Raw genomic sequence first — 15654 nt, forward strand, 5'->3', positions numbered from 1 at the left:
ATTGCAAGAGAAAATTAGGATTTAAAACGAGGAAGGATTAAAAATTGGAGCGGGCGATGGGAGTCGAACCCACGACGTTCAGCTTGGGAAGCTGACATTCTACCGCTGAATTACGCCCGCTCAGAAAAGACCACAAGAAAACAATTTAGACAAACAACTATCAAAATGACGTGGCGCTCATCTTAACCATCAAGAACTTTTTGTCAAGATTTTTTTCGCGTCATTCTTATGGCGACGGATTTTCCGTGAGCATCAAGGCCTTCCATCTCTGCAAATCGTGCCGCCTGCTTTCCGTATTTTTGGAGGGCTTCAGGGGAAAAAGAGAGCACACTGCTTCGCTTTACAAAGTCATAGACCCCTAATGGAGATGAAAATCTCGCTGTTCCCCCTGTAGGAAGGATGTGATTAGGCCCTGCAATATAATCTCCCAGGGTTTCCGGAGTGTTGTGTCCCAGAAAAACGGCCCCGGCATGTTTTATTTTCGGGAGCATCTCACGCGGATTTTTTACCATCAATTCTAAATGCTCCGGGGCGAACCGGTTGGCAATTGCAATGGCTTCATCAATGTCTTTTGTCACAAAGACAGCTCCGAAATCTTCCAAAGCACGCATGGCAATGGATTTTTTTTGCAGGGTATTTAATTGAAGATCAACTTCGAAAGCTACCTTCTTCGCCAAAGTTTCATCCGGGGTGAGAAGAATGGCGCTGGCCATTTCATCATGCTCCGCTTGGGCGAGCAGATCGGCTGCCACAAAAGAAGCCTCAGCTGTTGTGTCTGCTATAATAAGAACCTCGCTGGGACCTGCGATCATGTCAATTGCAACCTGGCCGTAAACCATTTTTTTTGCCGCGGCCACGTAAGCATTTCCCGGTCCGACTATTTTGTCTACCTTAGGAATCGACTCAGTGCCATACGCTAAAGCGGCTATCGCCTGGGCGCCTCCTATCTTGAATATCCGTTGTACGCCGCTCAGCTTTGCAGCGGCGGCGATCAGGGGATTCACTTCTCCTCCCTTAGAAGGCGTTACCAGGAGAATTTCCTCCACACCGGCAATCCGCGCCGGAACCGCAGCCATGATGACGGTAGAGGGATAGAATGCAAGGCCTCCCGGGGTATAGATACCAACCCGTTCCAAAGGTATTATGCGCTGCCCAAGTTCAATACCCTCTTCATCAGAGTACATCCAGTCGAGAACGCGTTGTTTCAGGTGAAACCTTTCGATTCGTTCGGTTGCCATTCTCAGAATGGCCAAATCATCGGCCTCGACCTGCCTGATGGCGTTTTCCATTTCCTCAGGAGAAACAGCTACTGTATCGGCATTGAGTGCATACCCATCTAATTTTTTTGTGTATTCAAAAAGGGCCTCATTCTTCCTTGCGGCGACATCCTCAACGATACCCCTGACAGTCTCCCAGATATCCTCATTAAACATATTACCGCGATGTGTAATCTGATAAAAAACATCTTCGAAAATGACTTCATCTGTACGGATTATTCTCATCTTATCCAGCAACCCTTTTTATATTTGCGCCGAGGTCTGAAAATTTCTTTTCAATTTTCTCGTATCCCCTGTCTATATGGTAAACCCTGGATAGTTCCGTTTTCCCTTCCGCCGCCAATCCCGCAAGAATCAGGGAAGCCGAGGCCCGGAGATCCGTGGCCATAACCTGCGCCCCCTTGAGTTTTGGAATACCCTTCACCATGGCGCTTGTACCATGAATCAGGATGTCCGCCCCCATTCTCATCAATTCACTCACATGCATAAATCTGTTCTCAAAAACTGTCTCCGTTATAACGGAAAGTCCGCTCGCCACAGCCATGAAGGCCATGATTTGAGCCTGCAAGTCGGTGGGAAACCCTGGGTAGGGGAGTGTTTTTATATCAACGCTCTTAATTTTTTTCCTGCCTATGACCCTGATGCCGTTGTCACACGGGGATATTTCCATTCCCGTATCTCTTAACTTCAAGATCAACGCGTCGAGGTGCAGGGGATTACACCCCAGAATCCTGATATCCCCACCTGTAATGCCGGCGGCAATCATAAAAGTCCCTGCCTCGATACGATCGGGAATAACTGCGGCTTCGACGGGATGCAGTTCATCAACTCCCTCTATCGTAATTATGTCTGTGCCCGCTCCCGTGATTTTTGCCCCCATGCCGTTCAGGACATCGGCAAGATTGACGATCTCAGGTTCCTTGGCTGCATTTTGCAGAAGTGTTGTCCCCTCTGCCAGACAGGCAGCCATCATAATATTTTCCGTTCCCGTGACTGTGGGAATGTCAAAATAAATAGTCGCACCCTTTAGTCTTCGTGCCCTGGCCTCCACATAACCATCCTTCAGGTCCACTTCCGCCCCTAAATCCTGAAGGGCCTTTATATGAAGGTTAACCGGTCTGGCTCCTATAGCACAGCCTCCCGGAAGGGAAACTCTCGCCATGCCCATCCTTGCGACGAGAGGTCCGAGGACAAGTATTGATGCCCTCATCGTCTTGACCAGGTCATAAGGAGCCTCACAATTGCTGATAGCTTCTGTATTGATCCTTACCGTCGATGCTCCTTCAATTTTTGCCCCTAAGTTTTTTAGAAGTTTCTTGATCGTCTTTATGTCCACAAGATCGGGAATGTTGTGAAATGTACTCCACCCCGGCGCCAAAAGCGATGAAACCATGATAGGAAGAGCGGCATTCTTGGCTCCACTGATGTGGACATCACCATGGAGTTTTTCACCCCCAATTATGATAATCTTATCCACTTTTCATCACTCTCCTTGCAATGGAAACTCGTTCGATGCCCGCATAGTCGGCTCTGAAAATTATATTGTCATAAAGATTAGATTCCTTCAATATAAATTCAACCTGATCTTTCTGTCCGGAACCTATTTCCATGAGAAGCCAGCCTCCCACCTTAAGGTAGACGGGCGCCCCCTTGATGATCTTCCTGTGAAATGCGGTCCCGTCGGCGCCGGTAAGAAGTGCTGATTTCGGCTCAAATCCACGAACCTCTAAGGGGAGTTGGTCATATTCCTCTTGAGATATATAGGGTGGATTGGAAACAACGATATCGAATTTTCCTGATACAGGGTGAAATAAATTTCCTGATAGAAAAGAAATCCGGTTCTCAACACCGTTGTTTTGAGCATTCCTCATCGCGACGGCAATTGCCTCCTGTGAAATATCGGTGGCTATGATTTGTGCTTCTTTCAACTCGGATGCCAGCGAAACACTTATCGCTCCGCTTCCCGTGCCGATTTCAAGAATTTTGAGATTTTTTTCCCCGATGCCTGAACAGACCCTCAGCACCTCTTCAACAAGAATTTCTGTTTCTGGCCGGGGCACGAGGATATGTCTGTTGACTTCAAAGAGAAGCGACCAGAACTCCTTCTTCCCAACAATATAAGCTACCGGTTCGCCAAGCTTTCGCCGTTCAACCAAGTGATGAAATTCCTCAAGATCCTTTTCCGTCAGCAGGTGTTCGGGGTGGGTGTAAAGACTCGTGCGATCCTTTTTTAGATATGAGGACAGGAGCACTTCGGCGTCGAGCCTGGAAGTCGTAGAACCACTAAGATCCAGAGCACGTACAGTTTGGTTTAGAACATTCAGAATATCCATTGTGCCAATTCCGGTAGTTTCATTACAAATCATGGGGAGAATAGCGTGAATTAACCTATGGATTGCTTCAATGCCTCGGACTGAAAATGTGTTGATAGGCCGTCAATCATGGCCTGAATGTCACCATCGAGAAAGGCCTCCAGGTTGTAAATCGTCAGGCCGATTCGGTGGTCCGTAATCCTTCCCTGGGGGAAGTTATATGTCCTGATCCGTTCGCTTCTGTCCCCGCTTCCAACCTGGGTTTTTCTTGATTCGGAAATTTCTGCATTCTGCTTGTGTACCATCATATCCAGAAGCCTGGCCCTAAGAACCTTAGTTGCTTTTGCCTTATTCTTGTGCTGGGATTTTTCGTCCTGACAGGTTACAACAAGACCGGAGGGAAGATGGGTGATCCTGACGGCAGAATCTGTTGTATTAACACTCTGTCCTCCGTGGCCACTGGAGCGGTAAACGTCAATCCTCAAATCATTTGGATCGACGTGAATCTCTACCTCTTTCGCCTCCGGAAGAATTGCAACGGTAACTGCGGATGTATGAATTCGCCCCTGGGACTCGGTCACGGGAACTCGCTGCACGCGATGTACACCGCTTTCATATTTCAACTTGCTGTATGCGCCCTTACCCTCAATAAGGGCAATAATTTCCTTGAAGCCCCCCATGCCGCCTGCCGGACTGCTGCTCATAACTTCCACTTTCCATCTGCATATTTCTGCAAACTGGGCGTACATGCGGAAGAGATCTGCCGCAAAGAGACCGGCCTCATCACCCCCGGTGCCGGCCCTGATTTCCAGGAACACATTCTTGTCGTCGTTGGGGTCTTTGGGAAGGAGGAGAAGTTTCAGTTTATTTTCTAAAAGTTCCAGTTTATCCTTAAGCTGAGGCAGTTCTTCTTTGACGATTTCTTTCAATTCATCATCATTTCCGCGAAGTAAAATCTGACCTTCTTCGATGCGGGCGCTCGTTTTTTCATATTCCCTGTAAGTTTCCACAAGGTCATAAAGATCAGCATGCTCCTTGGCATATTTTTGATAGACGCTGGGCTTGCCGACTACATCAGGATCGCTTAACAAGCCTTCAAGGTCTTGATATCTTGTCTCAATATCTTTCAGTTTTCTGAACATAATTTTCTTTTCACATTATAAATTGAAAATTTTCCCTTTGTCTTTTTTTCTCAGGGTAAACTCCGGAAGAAACCTTATAAACCATTGATAAAATAATAAGATTGCCATGTCGCTTTCCCTTCGCGTTGCTCAGGGCTTCTGGCGCACCCTCGCAATGGCATTAAGTGAAGATTTTCTTGTGTCTCATCTAGAGAAATTGCCCTTTCGAAGGAATGCCGGGCAACGATGGAGAGATCAGCGGAAAGAACCCATCGGCGGGAGGGGGAATTGCTCCGAATATGTTCCTCTGTAATGTGTGTCTTTTATAGATAATCACTTAAATTCAGGCGGATTTACCAGTATTGTTCTTTGTTTCATTAACGGCATACTTCTTCTTGAATCTCTCTACCCGGCCTGCCGTATCAAGAAGCTTTTGCTTACCCGTAATAAAGGGATGGCACTGAGAGCATATTTCTGTTTTTATGTCCTTTTTGGTGGATTTGGTTTCAATCACATTTCCACACGCACAGGTGATTGTCGTTTTTGTATATTCCGGGTGAATACCTTCCTTCATCGCTTACTCTTATCCTCCTTGCAGAATTTCTGTACATCTTCCCTTCAGATACGGGGAGGGCATTATAATCAATTACGCTATAAATGCAAGCATAACCTTTGCGGCGTATTAACAGGGAGCACATGCGGTGATACGTTTAGTCAATGCGCTTTACGGCAAAGCCCCGCCTCATTGAAGGCGGGCTTCACTGATTCATGGAATTTAAAAAGGCCTGGTTTGTTTCTGTTTTACGTATTTTGTCGATGATAAATTCCATGGCTTCTACCGGGTTCATTTCCTGGAGAAGCCTCCTTAATATCCATATTTTGTTGAGATTATTCTTAGGTATCAAGAGTTCTTCTTTTCTTGTACCGGAACGAATGAGATCAAAAGCAGGGAATACCCTTCTGTCTGCAATCCTGCGATCCAAATGAAGCTCCATATTACCTGTACCTTTAAATTCTTCGAAAATCACCTCATCCATTCTGCTTCCCGTATCGATGAGGGCCGTGGAAATGATGGTCAGACTGCCGCCATTTTCTATATTTCTGGCGGCGCCGAAAAACCGTTTCGGTTTATGGAGGGCATTGGAATCAACACCGCCGGATAAGACTTTGCCACTGGGCGGGACCACTGTGTTGTATGCCCTGGCGAGCCTCGTGATGCTATCAAGAAGAATAACCACATCATTTTTATGTTCTACGAGACGCTTTGCTTTTTCAATCACCATTTCAGCAACCTGGACGTGCCGTGTGGCCGGTTCATCAAATGTCGATGATATGACTTCTCCGTTTACACTGCGCTGCATGTCGGTTACTTCTTCCGGGCGTTCATCAATCAAGAGAACCATGAGAATGACTTCTTCATGGTTGCTTGATATGCTATGGGCAATATCCTTAAGGAGAACCGTCTTACCTGCTCTCGGAGGTGATACAATTAATGCCCTCTGCCCCTTTCCGATAGGTGTAAAAAGATCCATGATCCTTGTTGAAAAATTTTCCGGATCAGCCTCAAGGTTCAATTTCTCCTCCGGGTAGAGGGGCGTGAGATTGTCAAACAGTATCTTATCTCTGGATGCCTCGGGACTTTCAAAATTAACCGAATCCACTTTCAGGAGTGCAAAATATTTTTCGCCGTCTTTGGGCGGCCTGACCTCACCTGATACCGTATCACCGGTCCTCATGCTAAATCGCCTGATTTGTGATGGTGAGATATAGATGTCATCAGGACTTGGGAGATAGTTGTAATCAACAGCCCTAAGGAAACCGAAACTGTCAGGGAGGATTTCCAGAACTCCGGACCCGGTTATGCTCTCATTCTTTTCGGCCTGGGTTTGCAATATGGCAAAGATCAGGTCCTGTCTCCTCATGCCGCTCGCACCGGCAACATTTAATTCTTTTGCCATAGTTGTGAGTTCACTAATTGGTAATCTTTTAATTTCTTCGATGTTCATAATTAATTCTCTTGTACGTACCTCTCTCTATGAATTTTGATGAATACACATTCAATGTCGTTGACTTAAGAATATTATTTCTTTCAATTCCCCCTTTGCAAAGGGGGATTCAGGGGGATTTTAATTGCATTCCGTAAAATCTCCCCCAACCCCTCTTTAGAAAAGAGGGGGGTCAAAGTGCTTAAGTCAATGACATTGAATACTCATTAATACTTCCGATTCTTAGTCCAAACCACATTCATTAATAAAAATATGGCAAAATTAGCATACAACGAAATTATAAAGAATAACGTGGATTAGTAATGAGTTGTTAAATTGGGTTCTTGTCTTGAGGCAATCCAAAAAGGAAGGACTTTATTTAAGCCTTTCTATGATTTTTCTTTTCATCTATACCAACCTCTTTGTCATGTCAAGCACTTTTTAAAAACTTGAGGAGAATTTATATTATTTTAGCATTATGAAGTTGAGCTGTCTGCCTGTATTTCCCCCTTCGCCTCTGTGGGAGTAAAGCATGTCCGTATTACAGGATGTGCAATAGTCCATAGAGTATGTGTTTGTCGGTGGAACGCCGCTGCCGGTGATCTGGAGCTTGTTGGCAAGGGGAAGATCAAGCATCCAGCGTCCTTGCGTACGACAGGGATAAAAAAAAGACTCATGGTCTTTGTGAGTTTTCATAGTGTCAAAAACGATTTCATCCACCTGATAGCAACAGGGTCCGATAGACGGGCCGATTACGGCTATAATATCATCCGCCCGGCAGGAAAATCTTTTCACAAAGGCATCTACGACCTTTGCGGCGATGGAGAGAGAAGTTCCCCTCCAACCTGCATGAACAACTCCGACGATTCGCTTGTTTGTATCTGCAAGGAATATGGGAACACAATCTGCTGTTTTAATGCCAATCGCAACTCCCGGCTGATCGGTTATAATGGCGTCGAATTGAAGGGGGTGGTGACTGACGAGATCGTGAACAGGATGATCAATAATCAGGATACTATCTCCGTGAACCTGATTGACCACAAAAAACTGTTCCACATTGAGATTGAATGCGGCAGAGAGGATTTTCCAGTTCTGCCGGACAGTTTCAGTTTTGTCTCCCTCGCGAGAACTGAAGTTCAAGCTGGAAAATTTGCCCTCACTTACCCCGCCCCGCCTTGTGCAAAAAGCGTGGATCAGGAAATCGCACGTGTTGAGCACAGGAGCTTCCAAATATTCAACGGGACCTTTTTTTGAAAATTGAAACATACGTAACTATATCCACGGTCGCCGTGCAGCCCTCACTTCGCCTGACCTTTTCCAACCACAAATTTTCCCTTGAAATACCGCTTCCGGATTTGTCCTGCTTCTTCCTCAATCCACCGCTCCAGACCAACCTTTTTAATGCGGCAGAGGTTGAATACCTTCATATTGTGAGGGTATCTGGCGGCCTGGTCAGCCGTCGGTCCCAGATAAAGGCACGGGAAATCATGGCAGTCACAGCACAACGCCACACCCTTTTCTTTGACACAATTCAGCGTTGCACAGCCCTCGGGCGGCAGATGGAAATGCTTTCCATCCTGTTGGCGGCAACCCTTACAGGCTATTTCTTCCTTCGGGATACCCATCTTGCCGTGAATCAATTCGGCAAGGTCTGTTGTCAAATTATCTTCGTAGAGTTCACAATTGAAACAGTCCAGCCCACATGGTGCGGTCAGGTCTTTTTTATCTTTCATAACGCCTCCTGCTCAATGTCGATATTCTAAAAATTAAGAAGTGACAGTAATTTACATCTCTAAAAAAACATTGGTTCCCATAGTTCTCCGATGGCTCATTCCTCGTTCGGAAACCCGGAGAATCGTTTGACGATTACCGGTTGTATTCCTTCTTAAGAAAATCAACTAGTTCTATCATATCATCCGGCAGGGGAGACGAAAAGATCATTTCCTGACCGGTGATCGGATGGACAAAACCAATCTGTGCTGCATGGAGGGCCTGTCGTTTCATTGCTTTCAGCTTAGCCCTTAGAAGGGTGTTATCAATGGCATTGGCCCGTTTAGGGTTGCCGTACAGACTGTCTCCCACAACGGGATACCCCAAGGCGGTCACGTGAACTCTGATCTGGTGCGTTCTTCCCGTCACAATTTCCACATTGAGCAGCGTCGCCACTCCGTACCGCTCAAAAACCTGCCAGCGTGTAAGCGCCTCTTTACTTCGACGGCTTCTTGTGGACATCTTCTTTCGATCCACGGGATGCCTGCCCACCGGCTCATCGATTACCCCTTCATCCGCTTTCGGATTGCCATAGACAAGGGCTTTATACGTCTTTCGAACCTCATGCCGCTTGAACTGACCGGCCAGTCCCCGGTGTGCCTCATCCGATTTGGCCACCACCAGCAACCCGGATGTCTCTTTATCCAGACGATGGACAATTCCCGGTCTCAGCACACCGCCGATGCCGGAAAGGTCTTTGCAATGATGAAGGATAGCATTGACCAGGGTATTTTGAGAATGCCCGGCAGCCGGATGTACAACCATTCCCGCCGGTTTATCAACGACGATGATAGAGGTATCTTCGTATACAATGGTCAGGGGGATGTCCTGTGGTAGAGCATGGCAGGCCGTCGGTGCACGTTTGCGTATATGAACAATGTCCCCGCATTTTAACCGGCAACTGACCTTGGCATCGGCATGATTTACCCGGACTAACCGGTCATCTACGGACTTCTTGATTTGAGAACGGGATAAGCCCAGGTCCTTACGGGAGAGATAAATGTCAAGCCGGATGCCCGCTTCGTGGGATGCAACGATGAATTCATAGATTTTTCCACTCTGGGAATTCATCGGTTTATCCCCTATGATGAAGTGATTATTATGAAACCGTCCCGTATGTAGGGGAATTCTCCCTCTGCAATGGTTCTCAGATCGAAGAGAATTTCGTCTTCTGCAATACGTGTAATTATCGGGGTGTCAAGCTGCCTTAAGCGTTCTTCCAGGCCGCTTGGCGACATGCGCGTTGAAACAACACTGAGCAGTATTGTAGGAATCTCCTGCGTGGGAAGGGAACCCCCTCCCGACATGGAAAATCCCTTCTTCAAAGACAGAAGAAGTCCTTCATAGTGCGCTCTTCTCAACAGAGACAGAAGTTTTTTCGCCCGCGTATGAACATCGGTAAGCGGTTCGGTTAATGCCTTCAGAACCCTGAGACTATTGACTGCCCTTTCCGGTTGCAAGTACTGCATCATTGTCGCCTCTAAAGCAGCCAGGGTCAACTTGTCGATACGGAGTGCCCGGTTAAGGGGATTTTTCTTGATTCTCTGGATGATATCCTTCTTTCCGAGAATAATGCCCGCCTGAGGGCCGCCGAGAAGTTTATCACCGCTGAAGGTAATTACATCCACACCTGTTTCCAAGACATCACGGACAGTGGGTTCCCTTTCCAGACCGTAACGATCCAGTTCCGTAAAACAACCACTTCCCTGGTCATACATCACGGGTATGCCGTGGTTTTTCCCTAGGGCAACAAGTGAGGCGAGATCCGCATCTTCTGTAAACCCGATTATTTTAAAATTACTTGTGTGGACCTTTAAAATGAGCCCGGTTTCCGGGTTCATTACCTTTTCGTAGTCCGTAAGGCGGGTTCGGTTGGTTGTTCCTACTTCCCGGAGACATGCCCCGCTTTTTTCCATGACTTCAGGTATTCGGAATTCTCCTCCGATTTCGACGAGTTCACCCCTCGATACAACAACCTCCCTGCCCTCGGCAAGAGTGTTGAGCGCAAGCAGTACGGCCGCTGCATTGTTATTGACGACGAGTGCTTCCTCAGCACCGGATAGCTCGCAAAGGATATTCTGCACATGATCATAACGAAGTCCCCTCTCCCCTTTTGTAAGATCATATTCCAGATTTGAATACCCTCCCGCTATTTCCATGAGCCTCTGCAGGGCATCGGTGCAGAGGGGCGCCCTGCCCAGGTTGGTATGGATAATTACGCCTGTCGCGTTCACCACTCTGCGAAGGCGGTACTGATGAAGGCTGTTTATTATTTCCATCACCTTGTCAGCAACCTGTCCGGCCGCCGGCAGGCGGATGTCCTTTATCTCCACATTCGTTTTCAGGATCTCCTGCCTCAGTTCTTCCACAACTGAACGGCAGGCGGACTTAACAATATTTCTGGGGGTTTTTGCAAAAACATCCCTTTTTTCCAGAGAAAGCATTACTTCGTCGATCTTGGGGAGGCTCCTCAATAATGTTTTTCTGTGGTCATCAACTTTTTGTTTCTTCATGTTCTCCTGCGCAACTGGTTCTCTGTCATTGCGAGCAAAGCGAAGCAATCTCATAGGCTATTGATAACTAATTAGATTGCCACGTCGCTTGCGCTCATCGCAATGACTGAATGAGACTTATGTAACTGTTTCATTTTGTATATTACCTTTGCCTGCAAAAATCACGGAAGTTATTCACCGCAATAAAAAACTCCCTCATCATGATCACCCAGAGATAACAGCCTCGCTTTGTCAGGTGAAAATACGGTGGACGATAATGTAAAGCACCTGCGAGACTAAAAGCAAGAATATTAAACCAGAGGGCGCGATAAAAAATTCCTCCGTATTTTTTTTGTGATGCCGGAATATCCATCTTCATACCGAAAAGTTTCATGAGGAAATCGTAGCGCAACTGATCTTCAGGACGGAAACCGCGGAAAGCCATAATGGGTATTTCACCCCGGTTGACCCGTGTGATGTATTCTGCAATGTTAAAGGTGTTTGCGTAGCATGTACCGTTTAAATAGCCGATAGACCCGCTGCCGAGCCCGGCATATTCATCATAATCAACAATATACTCATCGATCATGACGGCATTTTTTGAGAAGCACCACGCCGAGGAATGCCGATATGCCGGCATAAGCCGTTCCACTATCCGGTGGTAAAACTGCTCCTCTTTCCGGTAATCGACCTGCCCGAATTTTTCACGGACTTGCTGCCGGGTCGAATCTGAAACCATCAGGGGGTAGTACGTGATCTGATCTATCCCTATATCCAGCAGGATATCCATATCCCTGTCTAACATGGTCATGGTCTGGGACGGGAAATTGAACATCATGTCCGCGTTAAGGGTATCAAAATGCCCCAGAGTCTGCGATAACCGTTGGGCTACGATCTCACCGCTCCCGTACTTTTCGTATCGATCCATATTCCGAAGCAGTTGATCGTCAAAGCTCTGCACTCCAACGGAAAGCCGGTTTACACCGGCGCGCTTAAGAACAGCGATGTTTTCTTCTGTCAGATGGTTTGGATTGGTTTCGACAGAGATTTGCCGGATCGAAAAACACTGTCCGGCAAGCTCCAGTGTTTCCTCAAGTTCCTCAATCAGGATTGTGGGCGTTCCTCCTCCCACGTAGATACCGCCGAAATCATACCCCTTATCTTTATAAAGCATGATCTCGCCTCTGAGGGCTTTGAAATAGTCATGGCAAAGGGCGCTGTCAAAGACCACGCGGTGGAAGGAACAGTACGGACAGAGTTTTTCGCAGAAGGGGATGTGGATATACAAAAGGGGCAATTTCTTCGAGTCGCCGGAATTTATTTTCGGTGACCCTCCGTTTTCAAATTGCATTAGTCTGGCAAATTCCTGCTTTGCCTTTCTCGTGATGATGGCATTTATCAAGGCTGCGCTCTTTTTACGTTGATGATTTTCAAAGGTTGAACAATGCCGGGAAGCTAACAGACATCCATAAAATTATCAAGGGTATTTGAAGATCGCAAGCCTCTTGAAATAATAGATAAGGGGTGCTATAGGATTATCTGAAACAAACTTTTTAGGGGAAAATAATGTCAAAGGTAAAAGTTTTAACCCTCTGGAACAATGAGGGAATCAATGAAGAGCAAACCCTCGTTCTGAGGAAACTTTGTAGAGATATACCGGTTCCGTTTGATGAAAAAACAAAAAGAGAGATTAAGACTCTCATCGATGCCTTCCTTGCACTGGATGATGCCGCAGGTCTGGCGGCGCCGCAGATCGGTATCACTAAAAGAATAATAATTTTCAGGAACAAGGGTTTTGACGAGAAGGGCTGGTCAAAAACTGAAGACGACTATGACCTTTTGGTCAACCCACGGATAACTCAGGCACGGGGAGAAATGGTGACGATGGCCGAGGGATGTCTCTCGTGCCCGGAAATCCAGGTCGAAGTCAGCAGATTTCCTGAGATCAAGGTTAGGGCGTATGATGTCAACGGCCGTAAAATAAACAAACGCTATGCGGATTACCCTGCCCGTGTTGCACAGCATGAAATTGATCATCTTGAGGGCAGGTTGATCATTGATTATGAAGGCGCACGGATCGTTCCGAAACAGAAACAAGATTTTTTTGAAAGGACATTTAACAAAATAAAAGCAGATGCCGGTAACGGGATTTCCCGGAATATTTTTGGGTCATCCGGTTAATGCGTACTTTCAAGTTTAAAAGGTAAGAAATTAAGGACTGGCATATCTCGCTAAAACCTACCTATACGTAAAAGTACAAGTTTGAAAAATCAAATAATAACCATTTGTAGTGTTTGAACTCGTACAAGACGATCTCACCCTGAGAATGTTTGTTGTCTGATCAAGGAGAAATGAAGAAAAAACGCTTATCTGGTTGACAACCTGTTTCAATAACAGAATTGATGAACATTAGATATGTTTTGTCGGGGGCTTGATTTTCTTTTTTCCCAATAAAGGCAGCAGACAACGGAGGGCTTCGTTGACCGCATCGGAATCAGGAAAATACTTCTTCACATCCGGCTCCAGATAAACAGGTAGATTCAATTGAATATCCTGCCTGTAAAATTTACCCCTCTCTCCCTTTGCAAAATTATACCGCAATACCCATTCCTCTACAATACAACGTCTTGTTTAAATCAATCAGCCGAAAGCATCATAACTTACTCCTAGATCATAATATAACCGAAGAGAGAGAACAAGATAAATATAACCGCTTGATCGGTAGGCCGGACTTTCCAGTCCGGAAGGCATCAACTGTTTGTTTTTATAGAGAACTTTATTATGGTTCGTCCGGTTGATGCGTACTTTTGAGTTGATAATCTGTTGAATTGAGCCTTGACTGAATTCACGAGTCAAGTATACGGGACTTTAGGAAATGTTAAGAATTATGAATTGAAAGGAACACAAGGTATACCGTGGGTACGATCCGATGCAGTGATTGGCTCGACGCTGTCATCTTTTGACCTTAAATCAATGTCGCCGCATTACTGATTTTCGCGTCCCCACCCATGCTCGTCGAGTCGAAACTCCAGTTCGGAAAGCATATTTTGATGCATTGCATAATCTTTTTGAATATCTTCATATTCCAGACGTACTTGATGGTACTCCATTTGCGCTTGTTCTAACTCTCTCATGTATACAGGAATTTGCTCTAACTTTCCAGAATCATTGTCCTTTGAAGTAGACAAACGTTCTTTGATGACGGCCTGCTTCTGCTGCAAAAATTCTAACTTTTCTTGTAGATACGCTATTCTTTTTTGGAATTTCGATATGCGGACTTCAGTGTGACGGGCTCTGGCCCTGAGCATTGCCTCTTCTTGTCGAAACTTCATTAAATGTTCTCTCCGCGCTAGGTCCTGACGTCTTAGATCACGGATTTCGTCTACGCTCGCTGGAGTGATCTCCTGTTTTAAATAGTCTGCAGTGAACTCTAAGAAACGGTCGGCTTGATACATGTAGAAACTCTGACTACATTTATTGAGAAACTCAATTATGAGCTCAGGTCGCGGGCCTAGCGACTTGCCTCTGAAAATCAGATACCAGTCATCTTTCTTGTCGTCATTGACAAATATTATTCCTTTCTTGGCTTCGTTGGCCTTATCGATTATCTGCCGCCATATAATCAGATCGCCATACTTTCTATACTTAGAAAGGATGGAGGATGTATCATCCTTCCCATCATCCTTGTATCCTGGTGGCACCTTGCGGGTGTAACGATCTTCCCCTTTTTTGCAGATCTTCTCCAAGTCCTCTTCTGAATAGGGAACGCCTACCCTGCCGTTAAACAAGTTACCGATGGCTTCTTGAATCTCGTCTGCTTGAGTTCGTTTGGTATGCACGCTTTTATTCGCCCCGAGCTCGCCTACAACCTCTTCTATCACGGCGGATAGTTTCTTCATGAGCTTGTCGCTAATAAACGGATGCTGCTTGACATTACTCAAATCACTTTGAAGAGTCTGTATCGTCTTTATGGCTTCCTCATATGCCTTTTCTTGTTGAGATATGACTGCTAACCTATTATTGAAATACTCTTGAGCTGCGTGATGTGGAAGCCATAATCGGTCCTTTATAGCCTTGAATACCTGCAAGACTTCTTTACGAGTCGAATCAGAATATCTGTAGAGATTTAAGAGTATATTAGCATCCACTGTGAACAGACAACTTTCCCAAAGATGCTTAATGTCACTTTTTGAGGGCGGAAAATGACCCGAAAAACGTTTCTTCATAATTTATCCTCGTCAAACAATTTATTGTCGAGTAAACTGGTTTCTTCCAATACCGTAGGTTGAAGTTTGTTTTCTCCGTTTTGCCATCCGGTTTCCCGGCGGTGCCACACCATTTCAACCATTACCGTTTGTACTCTCGCATGATTCTCAAAATCAGTCAATCATCGATAACAGGAAGTTGTCCACACTTCAACGCTCCCGCCTGCTCCATACAAAAAATTTACCTCCGGTTTAAATAAAAAACCCAGCGTGATTATACCGTATCATGATCGCTGAGAAATCAACATCCTTTATTTCTGTTTGAAATCAAGCATTTTCTTCAAGAGCTACGTTTGACGACATCGTAAAAAGTCATTATTAGTGTAAGGCGTTAAAATAATTTAACATTTGTGCATATTTCTCTTGACACTGTTTCCCGAAAATGGTATGAATCATGTTAAATATTAAAGACATAGGTGCTGATGCCATGAT

Annotated in this window: 14 protein-coding genes and 1 tRNA gene; 1 reads left to right on the plus strand and 14 read right to left on the minus strand. The window is 45.7% G+C overall.

Annotated elements, in window-relative coordinates:
* Nucleotides 1-45 precede the first annotated feature (45 nt).
* The 12 genes from NTW12_03135 to NTW12_03190 all read right to left on the minus strand — a co-directional run bounded on the left by NTW12_03135 (nt 46) and on the right by NTW12_03190 (nt 12359).
* A tRNA-Gly gene (locus NTW12_03135) sits at nt 46-120 on the minus strand.
* A gap of 83 nt (nt 121-203) precedes the next feature.
* Nucleotides 204-1502 (minus strand): histidinol dehydrogenase, encoded by a 1299-nt coding sequence (gene hisD / locus NTW12_03140; GenBank protein ID MCX5845338.1) that lies wholly within the window; start codon nt 1500-1502, stop codon nt 204-206.
* A gap of 1 nt (nt 1503) precedes the next feature.
* On the minus strand, nt 1504-2754 hold the full coding sequence (murA, locus tag NTW12_03145; protein MCX5845339.1) for a UDP-N-acetylglucosamine 1-carboxyvinyltransferase: 1251 nt from the start codon (nt 2752-2754) through the stop codon (nt 1504-1506).
* Nucleotides 2747-3610, minus strand: a complete 864-nt coding sequence (prmC, locus tag NTW12_03150) for a peptide chain release factor N(5)-glutamine methyltransferase (protein ID MCX5845340.1) — start codon at nt 3608-3610, stop codon at nt 2747-2749. The genes murA and prmC overlap by 8 nt, the downstream gene beginning before the upstream one ends.
* A gap of 50 nt (nt 3611-3660) precedes the next feature.
* Nucleotides 3661-4731, minus strand: coding sequence for a peptide chain release factor 1 (gene prfA, locus NTW12_03155; protein ID MCX5845341.1), 1071 nt, complete (start codon nt 4729-4731; stop codon nt 3661-3663).
* A gap of 322 nt (nt 4732-5053) precedes the next feature.
* On the minus strand, nt 5054-5284 hold the full coding sequence (rpmE, locus tag NTW12_03160; GenBank protein MCX5845342.1) for a 50S ribosomal protein L31: 231 nt from the start codon (nt 5282-5284) through the stop codon (nt 5054-5056).
* 184 nt (nt 5285-5468) lie between these two features.
* Nucleotides 5469-6716, minus strand: coding sequence for a transcription termination factor Rho (rho, locus tag NTW12_03165; protein MCX5845343.1), 1248 nt, complete (start codon nt 6714-6716; stop codon nt 5469-5471).
* A 444-nt stretch (nt 6717-7160) separates the two neighbouring features.
* Nucleotides 7161-7961, minus strand: a complete 801-nt coding sequence (gene pgeF, locus NTW12_03170) for a peptidoglycan editing factor PgeF (GenBank protein MCX5845344.1) — start codon at nt 7959-7961, stop codon at nt 7161-7163.
* Nucleotides 7962-7993: 32 nt separating this feature from the next.
* Nucleotides 7994-8428: a DUF3795 domain-containing protein gene (locus NTW12_03175; GenBank protein ID MCX5845345.1), complete on the minus strand. Its 435-nt coding sequence runs from the start codon at nt 8426-8428 to the stop codon at nt 7994-7996.
* 133 nt (nt 8429-8561) lie between these two features.
* Complete coding sequence (locus NTW12_03180; protein ID MCX5845346.1) at nt 8562-9536, minus strand: RluA family pseudouridine synthase; 975 nt, start codon at nt 9534-9536, stop codon at nt 8562-8564.
* Between the two features lie 11 nt (nt 9537-9547).
* Nucleotides 9548-10978: an L-seryl-tRNA(Sec) selenium transferase gene (gene selA / locus NTW12_03185; GenBank protein MCX5845347.1), complete on the minus strand. Its 1431-nt coding sequence runs from the start codon at nt 10976-10978 to the stop codon at nt 9548-9550.
* A 142-nt stretch (nt 10979-11120) separates the two neighbouring features.
* Entirely contained in the window at nt 11121-12359 is a 1239-nt protein-coding gene (locus tag NTW12_03190; protein MCX5845348.1) for a coproporphyrinogen III oxidase family protein, read from the minus strand.
* 164 nt (nt 12360-12523) lie between these two features.
* Here NTW12_03190 and def point away from each other — a divergent pair, with 164 nt between their 5' ends.
* Nucleotides 12524-13138, plus strand: coding sequence for a peptide deformylase (def, locus tag NTW12_03195; GenBank protein MCX5845349.1), 615 nt, complete (start codon nt 12524-12526; stop codon nt 13136-13138).
* A 228-nt stretch (nt 13139-13366) separates the two neighbouring features.
* Here def and NTW12_03200 read toward each other — a convergent pair whose 3' ends face one another.
* On the minus strand, nt 13367-13558 hold the full coding sequence (locus NTW12_03200) for a hypothetical protein (GenBank protein MCX5845350.1): 192 nt from the start codon (nt 13556-13558) through the stop codon (nt 13367-13369).
* A 383-nt stretch (nt 13559-13941) separates the two neighbouring features.
* Nucleotides 13942-15183: a PIN domain-containing protein gene (locus tag NTW12_03205; protein MCX5845351.1), complete on the minus strand. Its 1242-nt coding sequence runs from the start codon at nt 15181-15183 to the stop codon at nt 13942-13944.
* Between the last annotated feature and the right edge of the window lie 471 nt (nt 15184-15654).

The sequence above is a fragment of the Deltaproteobacteria bacterium genome (genome assembly GCA_026388545.1).
GTDB lineage: Bacteria > Desulfobacterota > Syntrophia > Syntrophales > UBA2185 > JAPLJS01.

What these genes read in the sequence shown, in the direction of transcription:
- NTW12_03180 (MCX5845346.1), bottom strand. Translation starts at nt 9,536, where the DNA reads ATGAATTCCCAGAGTGGAAAAATCTATGAATTCATCGTTGCATCCCAC.
- selA (MCX5845347.1), bottom strand. Translation starts at nt 10,978, where the DNA reads ATGAAGAAACAAAAAGTTGATGACCACAGAAAAACATTATTGAGGAGC.
- prfA (MCX5845341.1), bottom strand. Translation starts at nt 4,731, where the DNA reads ATGTTCAGAAAACTGAAAGATATTGAGACAAGATATCAAGACCTTGAA.
- def (MCX5845349.1), top strand. Translation starts at nt 12,524, where the DNA reads ATGTCAAAGGTAAAAGTTTTAACCCTCTGGAACAATGAGGGAATCAAT.
- rpmE (MCX5845342.1), bottom strand. Translation starts at nt 5,284, where the DNA reads ATGAAGGAAGGTATTCACCCGGAATATACAAAAACGACAATCACCTGT.
- NTW12_03175 (MCX5845345.1), bottom strand. Translation starts at nt 8,428, where the DNA reads ATGAAAGATAAAAAAGACCTGACCGCACCATGTGGGCTGGACTGTTTC.
- NTW12_03205 (MCX5845351.1), bottom strand. Translation starts at nt 15,183, where the DNA reads ATGAAGAAACGTTTTTCGGGTCATTTTCCGCCCTCAAAAAGTGACATT.
- hisD (MCX5845338.1), bottom strand. Translation starts at nt 1,502, where the DNA reads ATGAGAATAATCCGTACAGATGAAGTCATTTTCGAAGATGTTTTTTAT.
- prmC (MCX5845340.1), bottom strand. Translation starts at nt 3,610, where the DNA reads ATGGATATTCTGAATGTTCTAAACCAAACTGTACGTGCTCTGGATCTT.
- rho (MCX5845343.1), bottom strand. Translation starts at nt 6,716, where the DNA reads ATGAACATCGAAGAAATTAAAAGATTACCAATTAGTGAACTCACAACT.
- pgeF (MCX5845344.1), bottom strand. Translation starts at nt 7,961, where the DNA reads ATGTTTCAATTTTCAAAAAAAGGTCCCGTTGAATATTTGGAAGCTCCT.